Genomic DNA, 19824 nt, shown 5'->3' on the forward strand with positions numbered 1-19824 from the left:
TTAAATTTATTTTCTCTAGCCAGAGATTTTCAGTGAAAACAAGGCGAATTTACGCGTCAATAGCTGGCCTATTGCAAGTAAATTCAACGCAGTTAGTGCTGAAAATAGCTGCTCGAGATAGATTTACTATCCAGAGCTCAGGTTATTTAGTGTGTAGTGCCACAGATACTTTGCTCACAGGTTGCTTACCAAGTGCTTTGGTTATCTCCCAGCCAGCCTCACTTAACCTTTGTAAATCAATTCCGTGTTCAATGCCAAGCCCTTGCAGTAAGTAAACTACATCTTCGGTGGCAACATTTCCTGACGCACCCTTAGCATAAGGACAGCCACCAAGACCTGCGACTGCCGCGTCAACCGTTGCTATACCTAGGCTTAAGGCTGCGTAAATATTTGTAAGCGCTTGGCCGTAAGTATCATGAAAATGCACGGCAAGTTTGGTTTTATCAATTTGCGTTAAAAGTAACTCGATTAATTGCGTTACTTTTTTAGCGGTGCCAACACCAATGGTATCGCCAAGGCTTACTTCGTAACATCCTAAATCTATTAGCTTTTGCGATACACTCAGTACTGCTTGTGGGTCAATTTCACCCTCATAAGGGCAACCTAGCACACAGCTTACATAACCACGTACGCGGATATTATTAGCTTTAGCAAACGCCATTACTTCGCTAAAGCGTTCAATACTTTGCTCTATTGAGCAGTTTATGTTTTTTTGACAAAACGACTCACTCGCAGCTGTAAATATAGCAAACTCTTTAATGCCGACAGCGTGCGCTGCATGTGCGCCTTTTAAGTTAGGTGTAAGGGCGCTTAAATTTACATCGGGTAAATTAAGGGCTGATATTACATCAGCTGAGTCTGCCATTTGCGGCACCCATTTGGGTGACACAAACGCGCCAGCTTCAATATCTTTTAAGCCAGCAGCACTTAGGGCGTTAATAAGTGCTACTTTATCGGCTGTGCTTACTGTTTTTTCGTTTTGTAGGCCGTCTCGCGCGCCAACTTCAACAATACGTACTTTATTTGCAAAGGCACTCATTATGCACCTTCCTCTGTTGTATCTTCTACTATCGCAAGTAGAGCGCCATGCGTTACTAATTCGCCTTCACCAAAACAGTAGCTTTTTAAAATTCCGTCATGCGGTGCGTTAAGCGTGTATTCCATTTTCATGGCTTCAATAATAACAACCGCATCACCTTTGGTAATTGTGCTACCAATGTCGATTAAGTGCTTAACTACCGTGCCATTAAGCGGCGCAGCAAGTGGCAGTGCTTCGCTTTCGTGCGAACTAATATAATGTTTATCAACTAGTTCAAGCTTAGTTTGCAGTGCTTTATTCATAACAGTGACAATATTGGCTACGGTATTATTGCCAACAGTATTATTACCTACCGTAGTTACGTGCGCGCTATGTTTTTTGCCGTTAATAAATACACTACACAGATTATTATTTAATGTGCCTTGTAGATTAAAAACGTGCTCGTTATGCGTAATACTATAGCCCGCTGACGTTTTTATAGCGCTTAGCTGTAAATCGGCAAAAGGGATTTTAATTGCTTGCGGCGCATTGAGTGTAAAACCGCTTAGTTGTTGCCACGGGCTTGCACTGTTTGGCGCATTTTGGGTGTTAGTTAACGATTCTAAATATGCAAAAGCACCAATAAGTTGGCTTGCTTGTAATAACGATTTATCAACCGCAACTAACGAGTCGCCTTGCTCTGCAATAAAGTGTGTACTTGGCGCACCTTGTTTAAACGCAGGGTGGCTTGCTAAATTATGTAAAAAGCCAATGTTAGTGCTAAAACCTGCTAAATGAAATTGCTCAAGGGCTTGTTGTAAACGGCTCAGTGCTTGTTCGCGATTGTCGTCGTGCACAATAAGTTTTGCAATCATCGGATCGTAAAACGGACTGATTTCGTCGCCTTGAGCAATGCCTGTATCAATGCGCACAAATTCGCTGTTAAGCGGTGTGTGTAGTGCTTCAATAGTGCCCGAGCACGGTATAAAGTCGTTAGCTGGATCTTCTGCGTATATACGCGCTTCAAAGCTATGACCCTGTAATTGAATATCGCTTTGTTCCAGCGGTAGTGTATGCCCACCTGCAATATTAATTTGCCAATTGACTAAATCTACACCGGTTACCATTTCGGTCACTGGGTGTTCTACTTGAAGGCGCGTGTTCATTTCCATAAAGAAAAATTCATCGCCACACAGTAAAAACTCAACAGTACCAGCTCCTCGGTAATTTATAGCTAGTGCACAACGTACAGCCGCTTCGCCCATTTCTTTGCGTAGCTCGTCAGACAAACCCGGAGCAGGGGCTTCTTCAATTACTTTTTGATGACGACGTTGCAAAGAACAATCACGATCGCCTAAATAAACACAGTTACCGTAATTGTCTGCAAAGACTTGCACTTCAACATGGCGAGGCTGGTTTACATAGCGCTCAAGCAATACTAAATCGTTACCAAAACCGGCAATCGCTTCACGTTGTGCGCCCTCAAGTGCACTCATAAATTGTTTGGCGTTTTGTACAACGCGCATACCTTTACCACCGCCACCAAAGGCGGCTTTAATTAGTACAGGGTAGCCAATTTTTTCAGCTTCACTTTGTAAAAAGGCAGGATCTTGTTTATCACCGTAATAACCAGGCACTAACGGCACATTGGCGGCTGCCATTATTTCTTTAGCGCGGGTTTTAGATCCCATTGCTTCAATGCTACTTGCTGGTGGTCCTACAAAAGCAATGTTGTTAGCTTCGCAGGCTTTAGCAAATTCGCTGTTTTCAGATAAAAAACCATACCCCGGGTGAATACAATCAGCGCCGCAGTCTTTGGCAACTTGTAAAATTTTGTCTGCCACTAAATACGAATCTTTACTTGGCGCAGCACCAATATGGTAAGCCTCGTCGGCCATTTTTACGTGCCGGGCATGTTTGTCTGCATCAGAATAAACCGCGACCGTGGTTAAGCCCATTTGTTTTGCGCTGCGCATTACTCGGCACGCAATTTCTCCACGATTGGCAATCAGTATTTTTTGTAATCGTTGTGTGTTCATAATCAATCCTACAGTTGCCAAGCGGGTGGGCGTTTATCAAAAAAAGCAGTTAGCCCTTCTTGGCCTTCCTCAGATACGCGAATTTTTGCAATACGCTCTGCGGTAAGCTCAATGAGTTCATCGGTTATTGGTTTATTTGCTACATCGTTAATTAATGCTTTTGCTGCTTTTACTGCAACAGGTCCGTTATCAATCAGTGTTTGCAGCATATTATCGAGCGCACAGTCTAAATTACCGGTTACTTGATGAATTAAGCCAAGTTGCTTAGCAGTATGTGCATCAAACACTTCAGCCGTTAAAAAGTACCTGCGAGCAGCGCGTTCACCAATCGCTTTAATGACGTATGGACTAATAACCGCCGGAATAAGACCCAGCTTTACTTCGCTTAAACAAAATTGCGCATCGTCTTTACTAAGGGCTATGTCGCAACAGGCAATTAAGCCCAGTGCACCACCAAAAGCAGCACCTTGCACAGCGCAAATTGTAGGGTGTGGCGAGCTTGCTAATACCTGCATTAATTTAGCTAATTGCATTGAATCAGCTAGGTTATCGGCGTAGTTATTATCCGCCATTGATTTCATCCAAGCTAAATCGGCACCGGCTGAAAAGTGTTTACCTTCTGTTTTTAAAACCAAAGCGCGAATATCAAGCGTATTTGCATGTTCAATACACTGGATCAGCTCATGTATTACTTCACTGTTAAATGCGTTTCTTTTTTCTGGGCGACTTAACACAAGTACAGCCACATTAGATTTTGTTATTTGTAGTGTTACTGACATTTTGCGCTCCGGTTACATTCTAAATACGCCAAATTTCGAATCACGTTTTGGTGCGTTATTCGCAGCTGTTAACGCAAGACCTAATACATTACGCGTATCGGCAGGGTCTATAATGCCGTCATCCCACAAGCGTGCACTTGCGTAATACGGATGACCTTGCTCTTCGTATTGTTCAATAATTGGCTTTTTAAAATCACTGATTTCTTGCTCGCTCATGCTTTGACCTTTGCGTGCTAAACCATCTTGTTTAACTTGCGCCATTACACCGGCTGCTTGCTCGCCGCCCATTACCGAAATACGGGCATTAGGCCACATCCACATCATGGTTGGTTCAAATGCGCGGCCACACATACCGTAGTTACCTGCGCCGTAAGAGCCGCCAATAAGTACTGTGAATTTAGGCACATCAGCACACGAAACAGCCATCACCATTTTAGCGCCGTGCTTAGCAATACCTTCGGCTTCGTATTTTTTACCCACCATAAAGCCGGTAATATTTTGTAAAAACACTAAAGGAATATTGCGCTGAGCACACAGTTGAATAAAGTGCGCGCCTTTTTGCGCCGACTCACTAAATAAAATACCGTTATTAGCCACTATGCCAACGGGGTTGCCGTAAATACGGGCAAAACCGGTGACCAGCGTTTCACCAAAGTAGCGTTTAAATTCATCAAATGAGGAGTCGTCTACAGTGCGCGCTATTACTTCGCGTACATCAAACGGCTTTTTAAGGTCGGTGCCTACAATGCCGTAAAGCTCGTTAATATCATAACGAGGTGGCTTTACATCCTCTAGAAGAGGGGCTGTAGGGCGTGTGTAGTTAATGCGCTCAATACATTGGCGCGCAATAGACAGGGCATGAGCATCGTTTTCAGCGTAGTGATCGGCAACACCCGACACTTTACAGTGCACATCGGCGCCGCCTAGTTCTTCGGCTGTTACTTCCTCGCCTGTTGCTGCTTTTACAAGCGGCGGACCGGCTAAAAATATAGTGCCTTGATCTTTTACAATAATGCTTTCGTCAGCCATTGCCGGTACGTATGCACCACCTGCGGTACATAAGCCCATTACTACAGCAATTTGTGGGATACCTTTACCCGACATACGGGCTTGATTGTAAAAAATACGACCAAAATGCAACTTGTCCGGAAATACATCGTCTTGCTCAGGCAGGTTAGCACCGCCCGAATCAACAAGATAAATACACGGTAAGTGGCAGCGCTCTGCGATGTCTTGTGCGCGTAAATGCTTTTTAACGGTAAGCGGAAAATACGTACCGCCTTTAACCGTGGCATCGTTTGCAATAATCATGCATTCAATGCCTTTAACACGGCCAATACCGGCTACAACACCGGCGCACGGTATTGCTTGTTCGTACACACCAAAGGCAGCAAATTGCGATATTTCTAAAAACGGTGAGCCTTCGTCAATTAAGGTACTTATACGATCGCGTACAAATAATTTACCACGGCCTTCGTGGCGCTCTTTTAATGCAGCGCCTCCGCCTTGGCTAATTGTTGCTACCTTACTGCGTAAATCATCCACCAGCGCTGACATATTTTTATGGTTTTGTACAAACGTTGGATCGTGAGGATTAACGCTCGATTTTAAAATAGTCATGGTTTAATCCTTAACGGCTTTCAGTGAAAAGTTCGCGGCCAATAAGCATGCGGCGTATTTCTGATGTACCCGCGCCAATTTCGTATAATTTAGCGTCACGAAGAAGGCGGCCTGTTGCGTATTCGTTTATGTAGCCATTGCCACCTAAAATTTGAATCGCATCTAGTGCCATTTTAGTTGCAAGCTCTGCTGCGTATAAAATGGCACCGGCTGCATCTTTACGGGTTGTTTCACCACGGTCACACGCTTTAGCTACCGTATATACGTATGAGCGCGCAGCATTCATTTGTGTATACATGTCGGCTACTTTTCCTTGAATTAACTGAAATTGGCCAATAGGGGTATCAAACTGTTTACGCTCATGAATGTACGGTACCACTATGTCCATACACGCTTGCATTATGCCAAGCGGGCCCGCTGCAAGTACTACGCGTTCGTAATCAAGGCCACTCATAAGTACTTTAACGCCTTCGTTTAAGTTACCTAAAATGTTTTCCTCGGGTACTTCGCAGTTTTCAAATACCAGCTCACAGGTGTTTGAGCCGCGCATGCCCAGTTTGTCGAGCTTTTGCGCCGTAGAAAAACCAGGAAAGTTGCTCTCTACAATAAACGCGGTAATGCCTTTAGCACCGGCGTTTAAATCTGTTTTAGCGTAAATTACTAACGTGTGCGCGTCCGGGCCATTGGTGATCCACATTTTATTGCCGTTTAAAATGTACTTATCGCCTTTTTTTTCGGCTTTGAGTTTCATCGATACAACGTCAGAGCCCGCATTAGGTTCGCTCATTGCAAGGGCACCAATGTGCTCACCACTAATAAGCTTTGGTAAGTATTTTTCTTTTTGAGCTTGTGTGCCGTTACGGTTAATTTGATTAACACACAGGTTAGAATGTGCGCCATAGCTTAAACCTATAGAGGCACTGGCACGGCTAATTTCTTCCATAGCAATAACATGTTCTAAGTAACCTAAACCGGCGCCGCCAAGTTCTTCAGATACAGTCATACCCAGTACGCCCATTTCGCCCATTTGAGTCCAAAGTTGATTTGGAAAAGCGTTATCTAAGTCCGTTTTTTCAGCAAGCGGGGCAATCTCCTGACTCGCAAAGCTGTTTACGTGGTCGCGGATCATATCGGCGGTTTCGCCAAGGCCAAAGTTCATTTCTTTATATAGTGAAATAGTGCTCATGATTCATTCCTGTGTGACGTGTGTGTTGTCAGTGTGTTTTTATTTTAAAAATAAACTTACTCGTCTATTTTATTAAGCGTGTCTCTGCAGCGGCGCTCGGCCGTCACCAACTCCATAAGAACAACTTTAATGTCGTCCATTTGTTGAGATAGGTCTGCTTTTTTTTCTGATATAAGGTCAAGCATAGTAACCAACTGCTTAGCGCTTGATTTATCTGCGTCGTACAGTTCAAACAAACGGCCGGTTTCGGCCAATGTAAAGCCAAGGCGCTTACCACGTAATATTAGTTTTAAACGCACTTTGTCGCGTTTTGAATAAATACGGGTTTGACCATTACGTTCTGGAGTTATTAACCCTTGATCTTCGTAAAAGCGAATAGAGCGGGTTGTAATGTCAAATTCTTTAGCGAGTTCGCTAATGCTAAATGTTTGTTCATTACTAGCCGGCATTTTGGCTGAGCTTGCAAAGTTTGTTTGATTATCTGGTTTCATAATTGTATTTACCTCATTCGAATAACTCCAATATAAGTGAAGTTTACGTAAAGGTAAAGCTTGGTGTGTTTTGAAACTATTTATAAAGGAGTGTTGGCGCGAAGAGTTGACTTATTTTATTAATTTTCAGTAGGTTAATTTTATTTCCTCAGTGTGGCCTAACAGCTGGAAAATAATGCTTACACTTATAAAACTAAAAATTAAGCTGTTTTTAGTTGACGTTGGCGTAAACGTTAGTATTGTGTGTAGGTATTAAATAATAAATGAATACTAAATTAATAGAGCAAATATACTAACAATTATTTGCATTAAATTACAACGGAGTTAGTTATGACTTTAGAATCAGTGGTAATTGTAGCAGCAAAACGCACCCCAATGGGTGGTTTTATGGGAGCGTTAAGTGATGCGCAGTCTACCGAGCTTGGCGCTACCGCCATTGCCAGTGCACTTGCACAAACTGGTTTAGCTAATAACGCTATAGATGAAGTAATTATGGGCTGTGTATTACCAGCAGGGCTTGGGCAAGCGCCCGCACGCCAAGCAATGTTAAAAGCAGGCCTTGCACTTAGCACTGGCGCTACAACAATTAACAAAGTATGTGGCTCTGGTTTAAAAGCCGCCATGCTTGCAAACGATTTAATTAAAGCAGGCTCTATCCAATCTGCCATTGCCGGTGGCATGGAAAGCATGACAAACGCACCGTACTTTATTCCAAAAGCACGTGGCGGTATGCGAATGGGTCACGGCGAAATAAAAGATCACATGATGAGCGACGGCCTTGAAGATGCTTACGATAACAAAGCAATGGGTTGTTTTGCACAAGACACCGCCGACGAGTACGGTATTGGTCGTGAGCAAATGGATGCGTTTGCATTAGGCTCATTAAGTAAAGCTAAAGCCGCGATACAAAATGGCAGTTTTGATAACGAAGTTGCCCCGCATACGATGCAAACACGCAAAGGCGATGTAACAGTATCGATTGATGAGCAACCAGGTAACGCCCGCCCAGAAAAAATTCCAAGTCTGCGTGCAGCCTTTAAAAAAGACGGCACCATTACAGCCGCTAATTCATCGTCAATTTCAGACGGTGGCGCGGCGCTTATATTAATGAGCGAATCAAAAGCAAAAGAGCAAGGCTTAACACCGCTTTGTAAAATTGTAGCGCACAGCACGCACTCTCAAAAACCAAGTGAATTTACAGTAGCGCCAGTAGGTGCAATAAGCAGCGTGCTTGAAAAAGCAGGCTGGGCTGTAAACGACGTTGACCTTTGGGAAATTAACGAAGCATTTGCCATGGTAACCATGCTGGCTATTAACGAGTTAAAACTTGATGAAAGCAAAGTAAACGTTAACGGCGGTGCATGTGCATTGGGTCATCCAATTGGTGCAAGCGGCGCGCGTATTTTAGTAACGCTTATTCATGCACTTAAAAACCGAGGCCTTAAAAAAGGCATTGCGTCTTTATGTATTGGTGGCGGTGAAGCGGTTGCTATGGCCGTAGAAGCGTACTAATTAGGGTTACATGAATAGCTAGGCGAATACTTTAACGAATAACTATAAAGGCGCTGCACTCATAATACTAACAAAGCGGCGCTACCAATTTTAAAAGAGAACACACAACTCACACACTAGGATTTAATCATGCACCAAGTACCACTACTTATTAATGGCGAATTTATTCAATCAGCGTCAAAAGAGCTTATCGATGTTATAAACCCAGCAACTCAAGAAGTACTTGCACAAGTGCCATGTACCACAGAATCAGAAATGGACGCGGCAATTGCCTCAGCCTCAGAGACGTTTAAAACATGGAAAGACGTACCCATTACTGAACGTGCTCGCATTATGATGAAGTACGCAGCGCTATTAAAAGAACATCACGATGAGCTTGCTACCATTATTTGCCACGAATTGGGTAAAACGTTTGAAGATGCAAAAGGCGATGTTTGGCGTGGTATTGAAGTAGTAGAACAAGCCGCTAACGCACCATCATTAATGATGGGTGAAACAATGGAAAACGTAGCGCGCAAAATCGATACGTATTCTTACATGCAGCCACTTGGCGTGTGTGCCGGCGTTACCCCGTTTAACTTCCCTGCAATGATCCCACTTTGGATGTTCCCGCTGGCTATTGTGTGTGGTAACACCTTTATTTTAAAACCGTCTGAACAAGATCCACTTACACCAATGCGCTTAGCAGAGCTATTTATTGAAGCCGGCGCACCAAAAGGCGTATTACAAGTTGTTCACGGTACAAAACCACAAGTAGACCGCTTACTAGAAGATAAAGCAGTGCGCGCTATTTCGTTTGTTGGCTCGTGTGGTGTAGGTGCTTATATTTATTCTAAAGGCACGCAAAACCTTAAACGTGTGCAAGCGTGTGTTGGCGCTAAAAACCACATGGTTATTATGCCAGATGCAAGTAAATCGCATGTCGTAAACAACCTAGTAGGCGCATCGGTAGGTGCTGCTGGTCAGCGTTGTATGGGTATTTCGGTTGCTGTATTTGTAGGTCAAGCAAGTCAGTGGGTAGATGAAATTAAAGCAGGCTTTGAAAATGTACGCCCAGGCGTGTGGGATGATGCAAACGCGGCATACGGACCACAAACATCAAAAGCAGCAAAATCGCGTATTTTATCGCTTATTGCTGGTGGTAAAGAGCAAGGCGCTACCTGTTTAATTGATGGTTCTAACTTTACGGTTGAAGGCTTTGAGCAAGGTAACTGGGTTGGCCCAACGTTATTTACTGACGTAACCAAAGAGATGGATTTATACAAAGAAGAAATATTTGGCCCAGTACTAGCGTGTATGTTTGTAGACACGCTTGATGAAGCAATCGCACTTATTAACGACAGCCCTTACGGTAACGGTACCTCGTTATTTACCTCAAGCGGCGCAGTAGCTCGTAAATTCCAACACGAAATTGAAGTAGGGCAAGTAGGTATTAATGTACCAATTCCGGTGCCACTTCCGTTCTTTTCGTTCACTGGTTGGAAAGGCTCGTTTTACGGCGATACGCACACGTACGGTAAGCAAGGTATTCGTTTTTACACAGAAACTAAAACGATTACCTCACGTTGGTTTGAAGATGATATTGCTTCGGGTCCAAACATGAGCATTAACTTAAAATAATTTTTATTAAAACGAATAACTAAATAACTAATAATAAAGATGGGCGCGAAGGCTACTTCACACACAACACACATAAGTCTTCGCCGCTCGTCACTAACTATCCCTGTAATGGGATAACGACACGCAACAAACACACAACAACAAACACACAACTAAAGAGGTCTCTACCATGGACTTTAATTTATCAGAAGATCAACAAGCCTTTGCGCAAACAGCACGACAATTTGCCGAGTCAGAACTCGCACCTTATGCAGCAAAGTGGGACCGCGAACATATTTTTCCTAAAGACACGATTAAAGCAGCAGGCGAGCTTGGTTTTTGCGGTTTATACACGCCAGAGGAAGCCGGCGGCCTTGGTTTATCTCGTTTAGATTCGAGCATTATTTTTGAACAGCTTGCTATGGGCTGTACAGCAACCACGGCCATGTTGACCATTCATAATATGGCCACGTGGATGGTAGCAAGTTTTGGTACCGATGCCGTTAAAGACAAATACGTAGAGCAATTAGTAATGGGCGAGCTACTTGCCTCTTATTGTTTAACAGAGCCAGGTTCGGGTTCAGATGCCGCATCACTTAAAACAAAAGCTGTGCTTGAGGGCGATGAGTACGTTATTAACGGCTCAAAAATGTTTATATCGGGCGCTGGCGAAACCGAAGTATTAGTGGTAATGGCACGTACAGGCGGCGAAGGTGCAGCGGGTATTTCGGCATTTGTAGTGCCTGCCGACGCAAAAGGCGTTGAATACGGCAAAGCAGAAGAAAAAATGGGTTGGAACGCACAACCTACACGCCTAATTAGCTTTGAAGATGTACGCATTCCTGCGCATAACTTATTAGGGGCTGAGGGCGAAGGCTTTAAATTTGCGATGCAAGGCCTTGATGGCGGTCGAATTAACATTGCCACATGTTCAATTGGTACAGCGCAAGCGGCGCTTAATACCGCCCGTGAATATTTAAAAGAACGCACGCAATTTGGTAAACCATTGGCTGCGTTTCAAGCGTTGCAATTTAAAATTGCCGATATGAACACCGAACTTGTAGCCGCACGCCAAATGGTTAGGCTTGCTGCATTTAAACTTGATAATAACGACGTTGAAAAAACCACTTACTGCGCCATGGCTAAGCGTTTTGCTACCGATGTTGGCTTTACCGTGTGTAACGACGCACTGCAAATTCATGGTGGTTACGGTTACATAAAAGAATACCCGCTTGAGCGCCATGTACGTGATGTACGTGTTCATCAAATTTTAGAAGGCACTAACGAAATTATGCGTGTGATTATAGCGCGCCGTATTTTAGCGCAGTCTGCAAACGACGTTTTATAAGGAGCAATGTATGTCAGAATCTAAATCTAATCCGTGTATTGAACTTACAACCGAAGGTCATGTTTCAATTTTAACGATGTCTAACCCGCCAGCAAACACCTGGACAAAAGACACCTTAGTTGATTTAAAAAATACCGTTAATGAGCTTAATAATAATAAAAATATTTATGCATTAGTACTGACTGGAGAAGGCGAGAAGTTTTTTAGCGCTGGTGCCGACCTAAACGTATTTGCTGGTGGCGATAAAGGCGTAGCCGCCGATATGTCGCGTGTATTTGGTGAAGCATTTGAAGCGCTTAGTAATTTTAGAGGCGTGTCGGTTGCAGCCATAAACGGCTATGCAATGGGCGGCGGGCTAGAAGTCGCTCTTGCGTGCGATATACGTATTGCGGAAGAGCAAGCACAAATGGCGCTCCCTGAAGCTAAAGTTGGGTTATTACCGTGTGCGGGTGGCACACAAAATTTAGCATGGCTAGTTGGCGAAGGCTGGGCAAAACGCATGATTTTATGCGGCGAGCGCTTAAAAGCTGATAAAGCCCTGCAAATTGGATTAGTGGAAGAAGTAGTACCACAAGGTGAAAGCTTTGCGGCGGCATTAAAACTTGCCAACCAAGTGGCCGATCAAAGCCCTACCTCGGTAGCTGCGTGTAAAACATTGATTCAAAAAGGGCGCCATCAACCAATGGCAAGTGTATTGCCTCTTGAGCGCGAGTTATTTGTTGGTTTATTTGATACCGAAGATCAACAAGAAGGTGTAAATGCCTTTTTAGAAAAACGCCGCGCTAACTGGGTAAACGGCTAATGAGTGCTTTAACAGTATTAAATAGCGCTGATGAGCCCGTAGTATTTGAAACTGCAACCGCAGCAAATGGCAGTTTAATAGGGCTTATTACACTTAACGCACCAAAAGCATTAAATGCGCTTAATTTTGAGATGATCAAATTACTTGAACCGCAATTGCGAGCTTGGCAAGACGATGATGCTATTGCAATGGTGTTGTTAAAAGGCGCAGGCGATAAAGCATTTTGTGCCGGTGGCGATGTTGTGAGCCTTCATCGTGCGATGGCGCAAGGTAAATCAACAAGCCTAGTTGAAGAGTTTTTTACTCTAGAGTACACGCTTGATTACCTTATTCATACCTTTGATAAACCAATCCTTGTTTGGGGTAACGGCATAGTGATGGGCGGCGGTTTAGGGCTAATGGCCGGTGCTAGCCACCGCGTTGTAACCGAAACATCTCGCATTGCCATGCCAGAGCAAACCATAGGTTTATACCCAGATGTAGGCGGGAGTTACTTTTTACATAAAATGCCACAAAACGTCGGGTTATTTTTAGGGCTAACGTCGGCCTCTATTAATTGCGACGACGCACGTTTTGTATCACTTGCCGATCACTTCATCGATAGTAATAAATTTGATTCCATGCTTGGACAAATTTTAACTGCTAAGTGGGGCAAAACTGCAAGCTTAAATCATGAGCGTTTAACCGATTTACTCACCGATTTAGATAACCAGTCGGCGCGTATGCCTAAAGGCAACGTAAAAGCTAACCTAAAAACGATTCAAAAGCTGGGTGAGTTTAAAACCTTACAGGAGCAGGTTAATTATATTTTAGGGCTAACCACTGACGATAAATGGCTACAACGCGCCCAAAAGTCACTTAAACACGGATGCCCACTAAGTTGCGCACTCGTTAGTGAGCAATTAAAAACAAGTAAAGGCAAAAGCTTATTAACGTGTTTTAAAATGGAGCTGGGTATGTCGGTTCGCGCTGGCGAAGTAGGCGAGTTTCAAGAAGGCGTAAGAGCGCTATTAATAGATAAAGACGGCGCGCCAAATTGGCAATACAAAACACTTAGTGATGTCCCACAAACAATAATAGAGAGCTTTTTTGTTAACCGCTTTGGCGAAAACCATCCACTCGATGGCTTAGACACGCCATCACACAAATAAAGGAAAGACGATGACTAAACTCAATATCGGTTTTATTGGCTTAGGCAATATGGGCGGCCCAATGGCGGCTAACTTAATTAAAGCAGGCCATACTGTTAGCGTGTTCGATTTAAACCAGTCGGTCGTAAATGAACTTGCAAGCAAAGGCGCAAAAGCAGCAGTTGATGCAAAGCAGTGCGCAACCAATGCTGACGTACTTATTAGTATGTTACCAGCGGGCAAACATGTTAAGTCGCTTTACTTAGGTAATAATGACGACAGCGGTTTAATTAACGTGCTGAGCAACAATACATTAGTAATTGATTGCTCAACAATAGATGCAGAATCAGCACTTATTGTAGGCAGTACACTTGGCGAGCAGGGCATTAGCTTTGTAGATGCACCGGTATCGGGCGGCGTTGCAGGTGCAACAGCAGGCACACTTACTTTTATTGTTGGCGGCGAAAAAGCCGCGTTTGATAAAGCAAATACAGTGCTTAGTGATATGGGTAAAAACATATTTCATGCAGGCGATATTGGCGCAGGGCAAGTAGCAAAAATATGTAATAACATGCTACTCAGTATTTTAATGGCAGGCACCAGCGAAGCATTGCAAATGGGTATAAATAACGGCCTCGATCCTAAAGTACTTAGCGACATTATGACCGCAAGTTCGGGCCGTAACTGGACGCTTGAACTTTACAACCCTTGCCCAGGTGTAATGGATACAGCCCCTGCAAGTAACGATTACAAACCAGGCTTTATGGTTGATTTAATGGCTAAAGATTTAGGCCTTGCCATGGAAGCCGCGCAGCAAAGTAATTCATCAACCCCTATGGGGTCAATGGCTAAAAATTTATACACTATGCTACAACACCAAGGTGCGGGTAGTGATGACTTTAGTGCCATTTTTAAACTGTTTTCAAAGTAGGAGCAACGCGTGGAAATTAAAAATAACACGGTAGTAATAACCGGTGGCGCACAAGGCTTAGGCTTTGCAATGGCGCAAAAGTTCGCTCTTATGGGCGCTAACATTGCTTTAATAGATATGGCACAAGACTTATTAAACACCGTATGCGAGCAACTCATGCAATTAACACAGCTTGAAGGTGTAACTAGCAATATTAAAGGCTATGCCGCAAACGTAACAAATGAGAGCGAAGTAGAGAACGTATTTAATACTATTAACAGCGATTTTGGCCACATTGGTGTGCTTATAAACAACGCTGGTATTTTACGCGATGGCATGTTTATTAAGGCTAAAGACGGCAAAGTCGTTAAAAAAATGTCTCTTGAGCAATTTCAATCAGTGATTGATGTAAACCTGACCGGTGTGTTTTTAGCAGGGCGCGAAGCTGCAAGCCACATGATTGAATCAGGCAAAGGCGGCGTAATAGTTAATATGTCGAGCGTAGCGCGCGCAGGTAACATAGGCCAAACAAATTACGCTGCATCAAAAGCTGGCGTAGTGGCACTTACCACCACATGGGCTAAAGAACTTGGCCGCTTTGGTATACGTGTAGGCGCTATTGCACCAGGTGTTATAAGCACCGCCATGACCGACGCCATGAAGCCCGAAGCCAAACAGCGTATGCTCGCAGTAACGCCAGTAGGGCGCTTAGGCGAAAGCGACGAAATTGCCCATACTGCACAATACATAATCGAAAACGACTTTTTTACCGGTCGCGTGGTTGAAATAGACGGGGGTATTCGTTTGTAAACCGAGCTAGATTAAGGTTGATTTAAAAGCATAGCTCTTTGGGTTGTGCTTTTTTGTTTTAAATCGGGGAGATTTATAAACTTGAAAAAGGGCTGATGACGGCGTTGGCATTTTGTTGTAAAACATGGGTAGGATACCCTCTGGATTAAAACGTAGAACATTTTAGCGTTCTAATTAACTTCGTTAAAAACTTCTCATATAGACAAACAATATAACTAAATTTTTGCCTTGTTACTGAGATATTTATAATCTTGAAAAAGGGCTAATAACACCGTTGGCACCTTGTTGTAGTACATGGGTATATATTTGTGTAGTACGCACATCACTATGACCTAGCTGTGTTTGTACTGTGCGGATATCAGCGCCGCTTTGCAGCAAATGCGTAGCGAAAGAGTGGCGTAAAGTATGTGGGGTAACGTGTTTATTAATATTTGCATCAAAAGCGGCTTTTTTAACAGCGCGTTGTAATTGCTTTTCATCAATATGATGGCGCCTTAATTGTTTACTCTCGGGATCAAGACTTAATTTATGTGATGAAAATAAATATTGCCAGCCCAGCTGTCTATTGTGGTTTGGATATTTTTTACGTAACAAATGCGGCATGTACACACCGCAATACAAAGGGTTTTTAAGATCTAATTGTAGATAACTATCAACTAATTGTATTTGGGAACGTAATTGCGGTGTGAGCTCTACGGCAAGGGTTACAACACGATTTTTGCCTCCTTTGCCATCCCAAATTCGAATGCAGTTATAGTCAAAGTCAATATCGTGTACCCGTAAACGCAGTACCTCCATTAATCGCATACCACTGCCATAAAGTAATCCACAGGGTAAATAATGCTTTGCAGAGCACACTTTAAAAAAATTATTTATTTCTTGCTGCGTTAAAACTACCGGTAGTTTAGTTGCTCGTTTGCTCTTAATAAAACTTAATGATAATGAAAGTGGCTTTTTAATCACTTCTTTAAATAAAAAGCTCAACGCATTTAAGGCTTGTGTTTGAGTGTTAGGAGCAACATTTTGTTGATTGACTAAGTAATTTAAAAAAAGTTCGACCTCATTATCTCCCATCGTTGTTGGGTGCCTCATAGAGTTAAATCGAATAAACGAAGCTATCCAGTATAAATACGCTTTAATAGTACTTTTAGCATAACGCTTTAGATACATTTGTTCGGCTATCATAGTTAAAAAAGGTGATTTCATGATATGAATCTCTAGTAAAAGTTAACTGTATATATAGACAGTGCTTGTTGTTTTGTCCAATATTACTGATCTCCACCATTTCGGTGTATTTGTGCATTGATTAAAAATAATTTCCAGTTAACTAATTGTTTACAGTTGTTTATTTGATGGTTAAGATAAATGCACTGTAATATATGGACATTTGTCGGTTTATAAAACGACAAATGTCGTAGACAAAATTGTTAGGTAGCTAAATGGAATTTGATAACTGGTTCACGCCTTTTGAACTCGGAGAGGTTTGGTTAATAGATCTTTCTTGGGGTACCAAAGAGTGGACGCTTGAAAAAGCAGATGGCGTTAAATATATAATCTCAGGAAGTGATAAACACGAAAGTACTGAATTAATCGTTCGTGTATTTCATGAAACTAGTGAGACTATTTATGAAATATCCTATGAATCCGTTAATGGCTACCGCTGCCTAGATGAACATGGGTTAACTGAGATATGGAATGGGAATCCACCTAAAGCCAATACATTTAAAGTTAAAGGTCACGGCTGGCAGCAAGAAAGCCCATTAACTTTTTTTATGGGTAATTCTGATGAGTGGGCTCATTTAATTGTCACTAAAGATGAGTGTTTAGAAGTGATTTGTCAGGATGCTCCAACTATTAGAGCAATTGAAAAAGTAGCTCCTGTGAAAGCCGCTACCTAACAAGGGTTTTCAAGACGGACAAATTACAGTTGGCTTTTTGTTCGTGCCTCACTTATTTTAGCCAACAGCAATTTGCCGCTTAAAACGGCGTTATGTGATTCTCAGACTATGAAGTATAAAAATATAATTTCGGCGATTCACAACTTTGGACATAGCTTTTCGAGTTACGAAAATTATGTTGATGATGACTTTGTAATTGATGAATTAAGAAATATCCGAAGAAAGGGATATGATATCTCTATTAATTGGCTTACTCGAGAGTTTGAGCCATCTCAATTACTGAGTGAGCGGATCAATAAATCAATTGATTACTGGGCTGATTCACTAGATGAGCATTTGGGCAAACACGATATTGAATCTTCTGCGATCAAAAGTCTTGTGTTTAAATGGCCTGTAAAAACAGTTCATTATATTGTAGCAATAGATGACCGCGATATAGAGCATAAAAAAACAATTAAGTATGCGAGCTAAATCACATAACAAGGCAAATTAATAGGAATTTTACAGCTGGCTGTTTCGTTCCTCAACATTTTAAGCCAGCTATAAAATCCCATTATTTGGGCGTTAGGCATATCGATGGATCGCAAATATATTACTGCTGGAGTTATTTTTATAGTTTGCTTTTTAAGCTTATTTTTCCTGCCTGTTTTAGCTGTTTACACTAATAGTTTTATTCCTCGGCTCGTTAGTAATTATATGTTTTTTTGGCCTCAATTAAGTTTGCCATATGATAGTTTAGTGATACGAGAGGCTTATAAAAGCAATCTAGTATTTTCTCCTTTTATAGCAAATATATTAAATATCTTTCAGTGGCTTGTTTTAACTGTATTATTTAGCCTTGCCACATCAAATATGAGCAATAAAAAGTATCAAATTGGTTTGTCGTTTATCATCATTATGCTTTTTCCAATAATACTTAGTTTTTTGGTAAATTTATTGGGTTATACGATAGAGCTAGATGGGTTGTAAATATGCCTAACAAGCTGTTAAACAAGGACAAAAAACAGTTGGTTTTTGCTCCTTCGTCGCTTATTTTAACCAACTATTTTATTGCCTGTTAACAGGGCGTTATATTTTACAAGGAGGTTAGGTGTCTGAATTCTTAATTAATTTACTTTCTGGTGGTGTTGCAGGAGCCTCTGTAGCTGCTTTACTTGCTAAGTTCTTAATACAAAACCAGTTATCTAAATCTTTAAAAGATCATCAGCATCAATTGGATATAAAGAAAAATTCAATCCAAACTGACTTATCAATATATGCAGATAATGAAAGGCAAAAAACATTAGATTTTGGACGGAAAAGAATTGAAGCAGTAGAAGCCGTATACACAAATGTTATTCTCACGTCATTACCGAGACATGGCTTTATCAAACATTTGCGGACTTTACCTCCCAACTCACCATTGAATGATCAAATAAGCGTATATTTTGACGCGTTTAAAGAAAACTATGATGCGTACGTAAAGGCATTTGATAGTATTTCTAATGCTTATAGAACACTCGAACAGCACGGAATTTATTTAGATGAAGAACTAGAACAAGAAGTTGCGCTGGCATTAAGTCAAATGAATACGTATTACTCTGCAAAAAAACTAGAGATGAGTAACCCTTTTTCTCATGCGCAGACTCTATTTCATGGTGGTAACCTTCAGACCAAAGATATGGACTTTGATTTCTCAGCATTCTTCGATAAGCAAAATCAAGAATGGAATCACATTACCGGTCCTTTAAGAACTCACTTAAAGAAAAAAATACGAGCCTTTTTAACTCCAGTAAAGCATGGTGACAGTAAGTAAAATATAACAAGGCAATTAAACGGAAAAATTACAGTTGGCTGTTTTTCGTTCCTCAAACATTTTAGCCAACTATAATTTTCCGCTTATTGCGGCGTTATAGCCGCTTTTAACTTTGTGGTTTTAAGTTTAAAAATTAAAGTGTAATTTAAAAATAGGGCAATATTTAGCAGTTCCAGTATTAAGTTAGTGCTAGTTTTTTATCTCACTGGCTTCGTATTTGGTGTTTTACTTTACAGCTAGTAATCCGTACTCTTTGTATTCTATTTTTGGTTGCTAGTAAGTCGGTACAAGATAGTGTTAACTCTACTGTTCTTGCGCCTTTAAATTAACAACGTGCTTGCGTGTAGCAAAGCTTTTATAACAAGTGCAGGCACTGGACGTAAAATTGCTGCGTTCGTCCCTCACTTTACAATTTCACGCCTGTGCTGCAAGCGTTAGGTGTCTATGATAGATCTGCACAATAAAGTTCTCCTAGTGTCTCTTAAGCACATAGATGAAAACGAAAATGTAAGATATGACACATTCTTTGGCGTTGTTAATACATTCAATGACAATACTGTTGTTGTTGATAAAGTTGATGGTGGTCAAATCGATTTGCCATATGCTGATAACCATTTCGAGCCTGCGACGGATGAGTGGTACGAGCTTAAAAATGGTGATTGGTCCGACGAAATTGATTTCATCGTCCAGATGGATGTTTTTGCAAATGATATTGCTTACGATAAATATGGTGCTAAAAACACCTAACAAGCGCCTCAAAAAAGGACGTAAAAAGCTTGGCTTGCGTCACTTCGTTCCTAATTTTAGCCAAGCATTTTACGCCTGTTAGGCGGGCGTTAGGTGTTTTCAGAATGCGGTTAACTTTGATAGTATTATCGATATTTTAT

At 41.8% G+C, this 19824-nt stretch carries 19 protein-coding genes; 12 read left to right on the forward strand and 7 right to left on the reverse strand.

Annotation, left to right across the window (positions count from 1 at the left end):
* Positions 1-142 precede the first annotated feature (142 nt).
* The 6 genes from GQR38_RS01780 to GQR38_RS01805 are packed head-to-tail and all read right to left on the reverse strand — an operon-like array spanning position 143 to position 7133.
* Positions 143-1039, reverse strand: coding sequence for a hydroxymethylglutaryl-CoA lyase (locus GQR38_RS01780; protein WP_165721564.1), 897 nt, complete (start codon positions 1037-1039; stop codon positions 143-145).
* Positions 1039-3057, reverse strand: coding sequence for an acetyl/propionyl/methylcrotonyl-CoA carboxylase subunit alpha (locus GQR38_RS01785; protein WP_165721565.1), 2019 nt, complete (start codon positions 3055-3057; stop codon positions 1039-1041). Before GQR38_RS01785 ends, GQR38_RS01780 begins: the two co-directional genes overlap by 1 nt.
* A gap of 8 nt (positions 3058-3065) precedes the next feature.
* Positions 3066-3836, reverse strand: a complete 771-nt coding sequence (locus GQR38_RS01790; RefSeq protein ID WP_165721566.1) for an enoyl-CoA hydratase/isomerase family protein — start codon at positions 3834-3836, stop codon at positions 3066-3068.
* Positions 3837-3848: 12 nt separating this feature from the next.
* Entirely contained in the window at positions 3849-5456 is a 1608-nt protein-coding gene (locus tag GQR38_RS01795; RefSeq protein ID WP_165721567.1) for a carboxyl transferase domain-containing protein, read from the reverse strand.
* A 10-nt stretch (positions 5457-5466) separates the two neighbouring features.
* On the reverse strand, positions 5467-6642 hold the full coding sequence (locus tag GQR38_RS01800) for an isovaleryl-CoA dehydrogenase (protein WP_002961873.1): 1176 nt from the start codon (positions 6640-6642) through the stop codon (positions 5467-5469).
* A gap of 56 nt (positions 6643-6698) precedes the next feature.
* Positions 6699-7133 (reverse strand): MerR family DNA-binding transcriptional regulator, encoded by a 435-nt coding sequence (locus GQR38_RS01805; RefSeq protein WP_008135264.1) that lies wholly within the window; start codon positions 7131-7133, stop codon positions 6699-6701.
* Between the two features lie 330 nt (positions 7134-7463).
* Here GQR38_RS01805 and GQR38_RS01810 point away from each other — a divergent pair, with 330 nt between their 5' ends.
* The 7 genes from GQR38_RS01810 (at position 7464) to GQR38_RS01840 (ending at position 15244) form a co-directional block, all read left to right on the forward strand.
* Entirely contained in the window at positions 7464-8645 is a 1182-nt protein-coding gene (locus GQR38_RS01810; protein WP_007580239.1) for an acetyl-CoA C-acyltransferase, read from the forward strand.
* 129 nt (positions 8646-8774) lie between these two features.
* Entirely contained in the window at positions 8775-10265 is a 1491-nt protein-coding gene (locus tag GQR38_RS01815; protein WP_165721568.1) for a CoA-acylating methylmalonate-semialdehyde dehydrogenase, read from the forward strand.
* Positions 10266-10434: 169 nt separating this feature from the next.
* Positions 10435-11592: an acyl-CoA dehydrogenase family protein gene (locus GQR38_RS01820; protein WP_165721569.1), complete on the forward strand. Its 1158-nt coding sequence runs from the start codon at positions 10435-10437 to the stop codon at positions 11590-11592.
* Between the two features lie 10 nt (positions 11593-11602).
* Positions 11603-12394 carry an enoyl-CoA hydratase gene (locus GQR38_RS01825; RefSeq protein WP_165721570.1) on the forward strand — a complete coding sequence of 264 codons (792 nt, stop codon included), beginning with the start codon at positions 11603-11605 and terminating at the stop codon, positions 12392-12394.
* On the forward strand, positions 12394-13545 hold the full coding sequence (locus GQR38_RS01830) for an enoyl-CoA hydratase/isomerase family protein (RefSeq protein ID WP_165721571.1): 1152 nt from the start codon (positions 12394-12396) through the stop codon (positions 13543-13545). Before GQR38_RS01825 ends, GQR38_RS01830 begins: the two co-directional genes overlap by 1 nt.
* A 10-nt stretch (positions 13546-13555) precedes the next feature.
* Positions 13556-14455 (forward strand): 3-hydroxyisobutyrate dehydrogenase, encoded by a 900-nt coding sequence (gene mmsB, locus GQR38_RS01835; protein WP_165721572.1) that lies wholly within the window; start codon positions 13556-13558, stop codon positions 14453-14455.
* 9 nt (positions 14456-14464) lie between these two features.
* Complete coding sequence (locus GQR38_RS01840; protein ID WP_165721573.1) at positions 14465-15244, forward strand: SDR family oxidoreductase; 780 nt, start codon at positions 14465-14467, stop codon at positions 15242-15244.
* Positions 15245-15487: 243 nt separating this feature from the next.
* Here GQR38_RS01840 and GQR38_RS01845 read toward each other — a convergent pair whose 3' ends face one another.
* A complete protein-coding gene (locus tag GQR38_RS01845) occupies positions 15488-16450 on the reverse strand; it encodes an integron integrase (RefSeq protein WP_165721574.1) in 963 nt (320 codons plus the stop codon).
* Between the two features lie 233 nt (positions 16451-16683).
* Between GQR38_RS01845 and GQR38_RS01850 the strand changes: the two genes are divergently transcribed.
* The 5 genes from GQR38_RS01850 (at position 16684) to GQR38_RS01870 (ending at position 19684) form a co-directional block, all read left to right on the forward strand.
* Positions 16684-17142, forward strand: coding sequence for a hypothetical protein (locus GQR38_RS01850; RefSeq protein WP_165721575.1), 459 nt, complete (start codon positions 16684-16686; stop codon positions 17140-17142).
* A gap of 108 nt (positions 17143-17250) precedes the next feature.
* A complete protein-coding gene (locus tag GQR38_RS01855; RefSeq protein WP_165721576.1) occupies positions 17251-17613 on the forward strand; it encodes a hypothetical protein in 363 nt (120 codons plus the stop codon).
* 105 nt (positions 17614-17718) lie between these two features.
* Complete coding sequence (locus GQR38_RS01860; RefSeq protein WP_101163157.1) at positions 17719-18111, forward strand: hypothetical protein; 393 nt, start codon at positions 17719-17721, stop codon at positions 18109-18111.
* A gap of 121 nt (positions 18112-18232) precedes the next feature.
* A complete protein-coding gene (locus GQR38_RS01865) occupies positions 18233-18937 on the forward strand; it encodes a hypothetical protein (RefSeq protein ID WP_165721577.1) in 705 nt (234 codons plus the stop codon).
* Between the two features lie 474 nt (positions 18938-19411).
* Positions 19412-19684, forward strand: a complete 273-nt coding sequence (locus tag GQR38_RS01870) for a hypothetical protein (protein WP_165737959.1) — start codon at positions 19412-19414, stop codon at positions 19682-19684.
* The last annotated feature ends 140 nt before the right edge of the window (positions 19685-19824 follow it).

The organism is Pseudoalteromonas sp. c7(2019) (assembly GCF_011378625.1).
Classification (GTDB): Bacteria; Pseudomonadota; Gammaproteobacteria; order Enterobacterales; family Alteromonadaceae; genus Pseudoalteromonas; species Pseudoalteromonas arctica.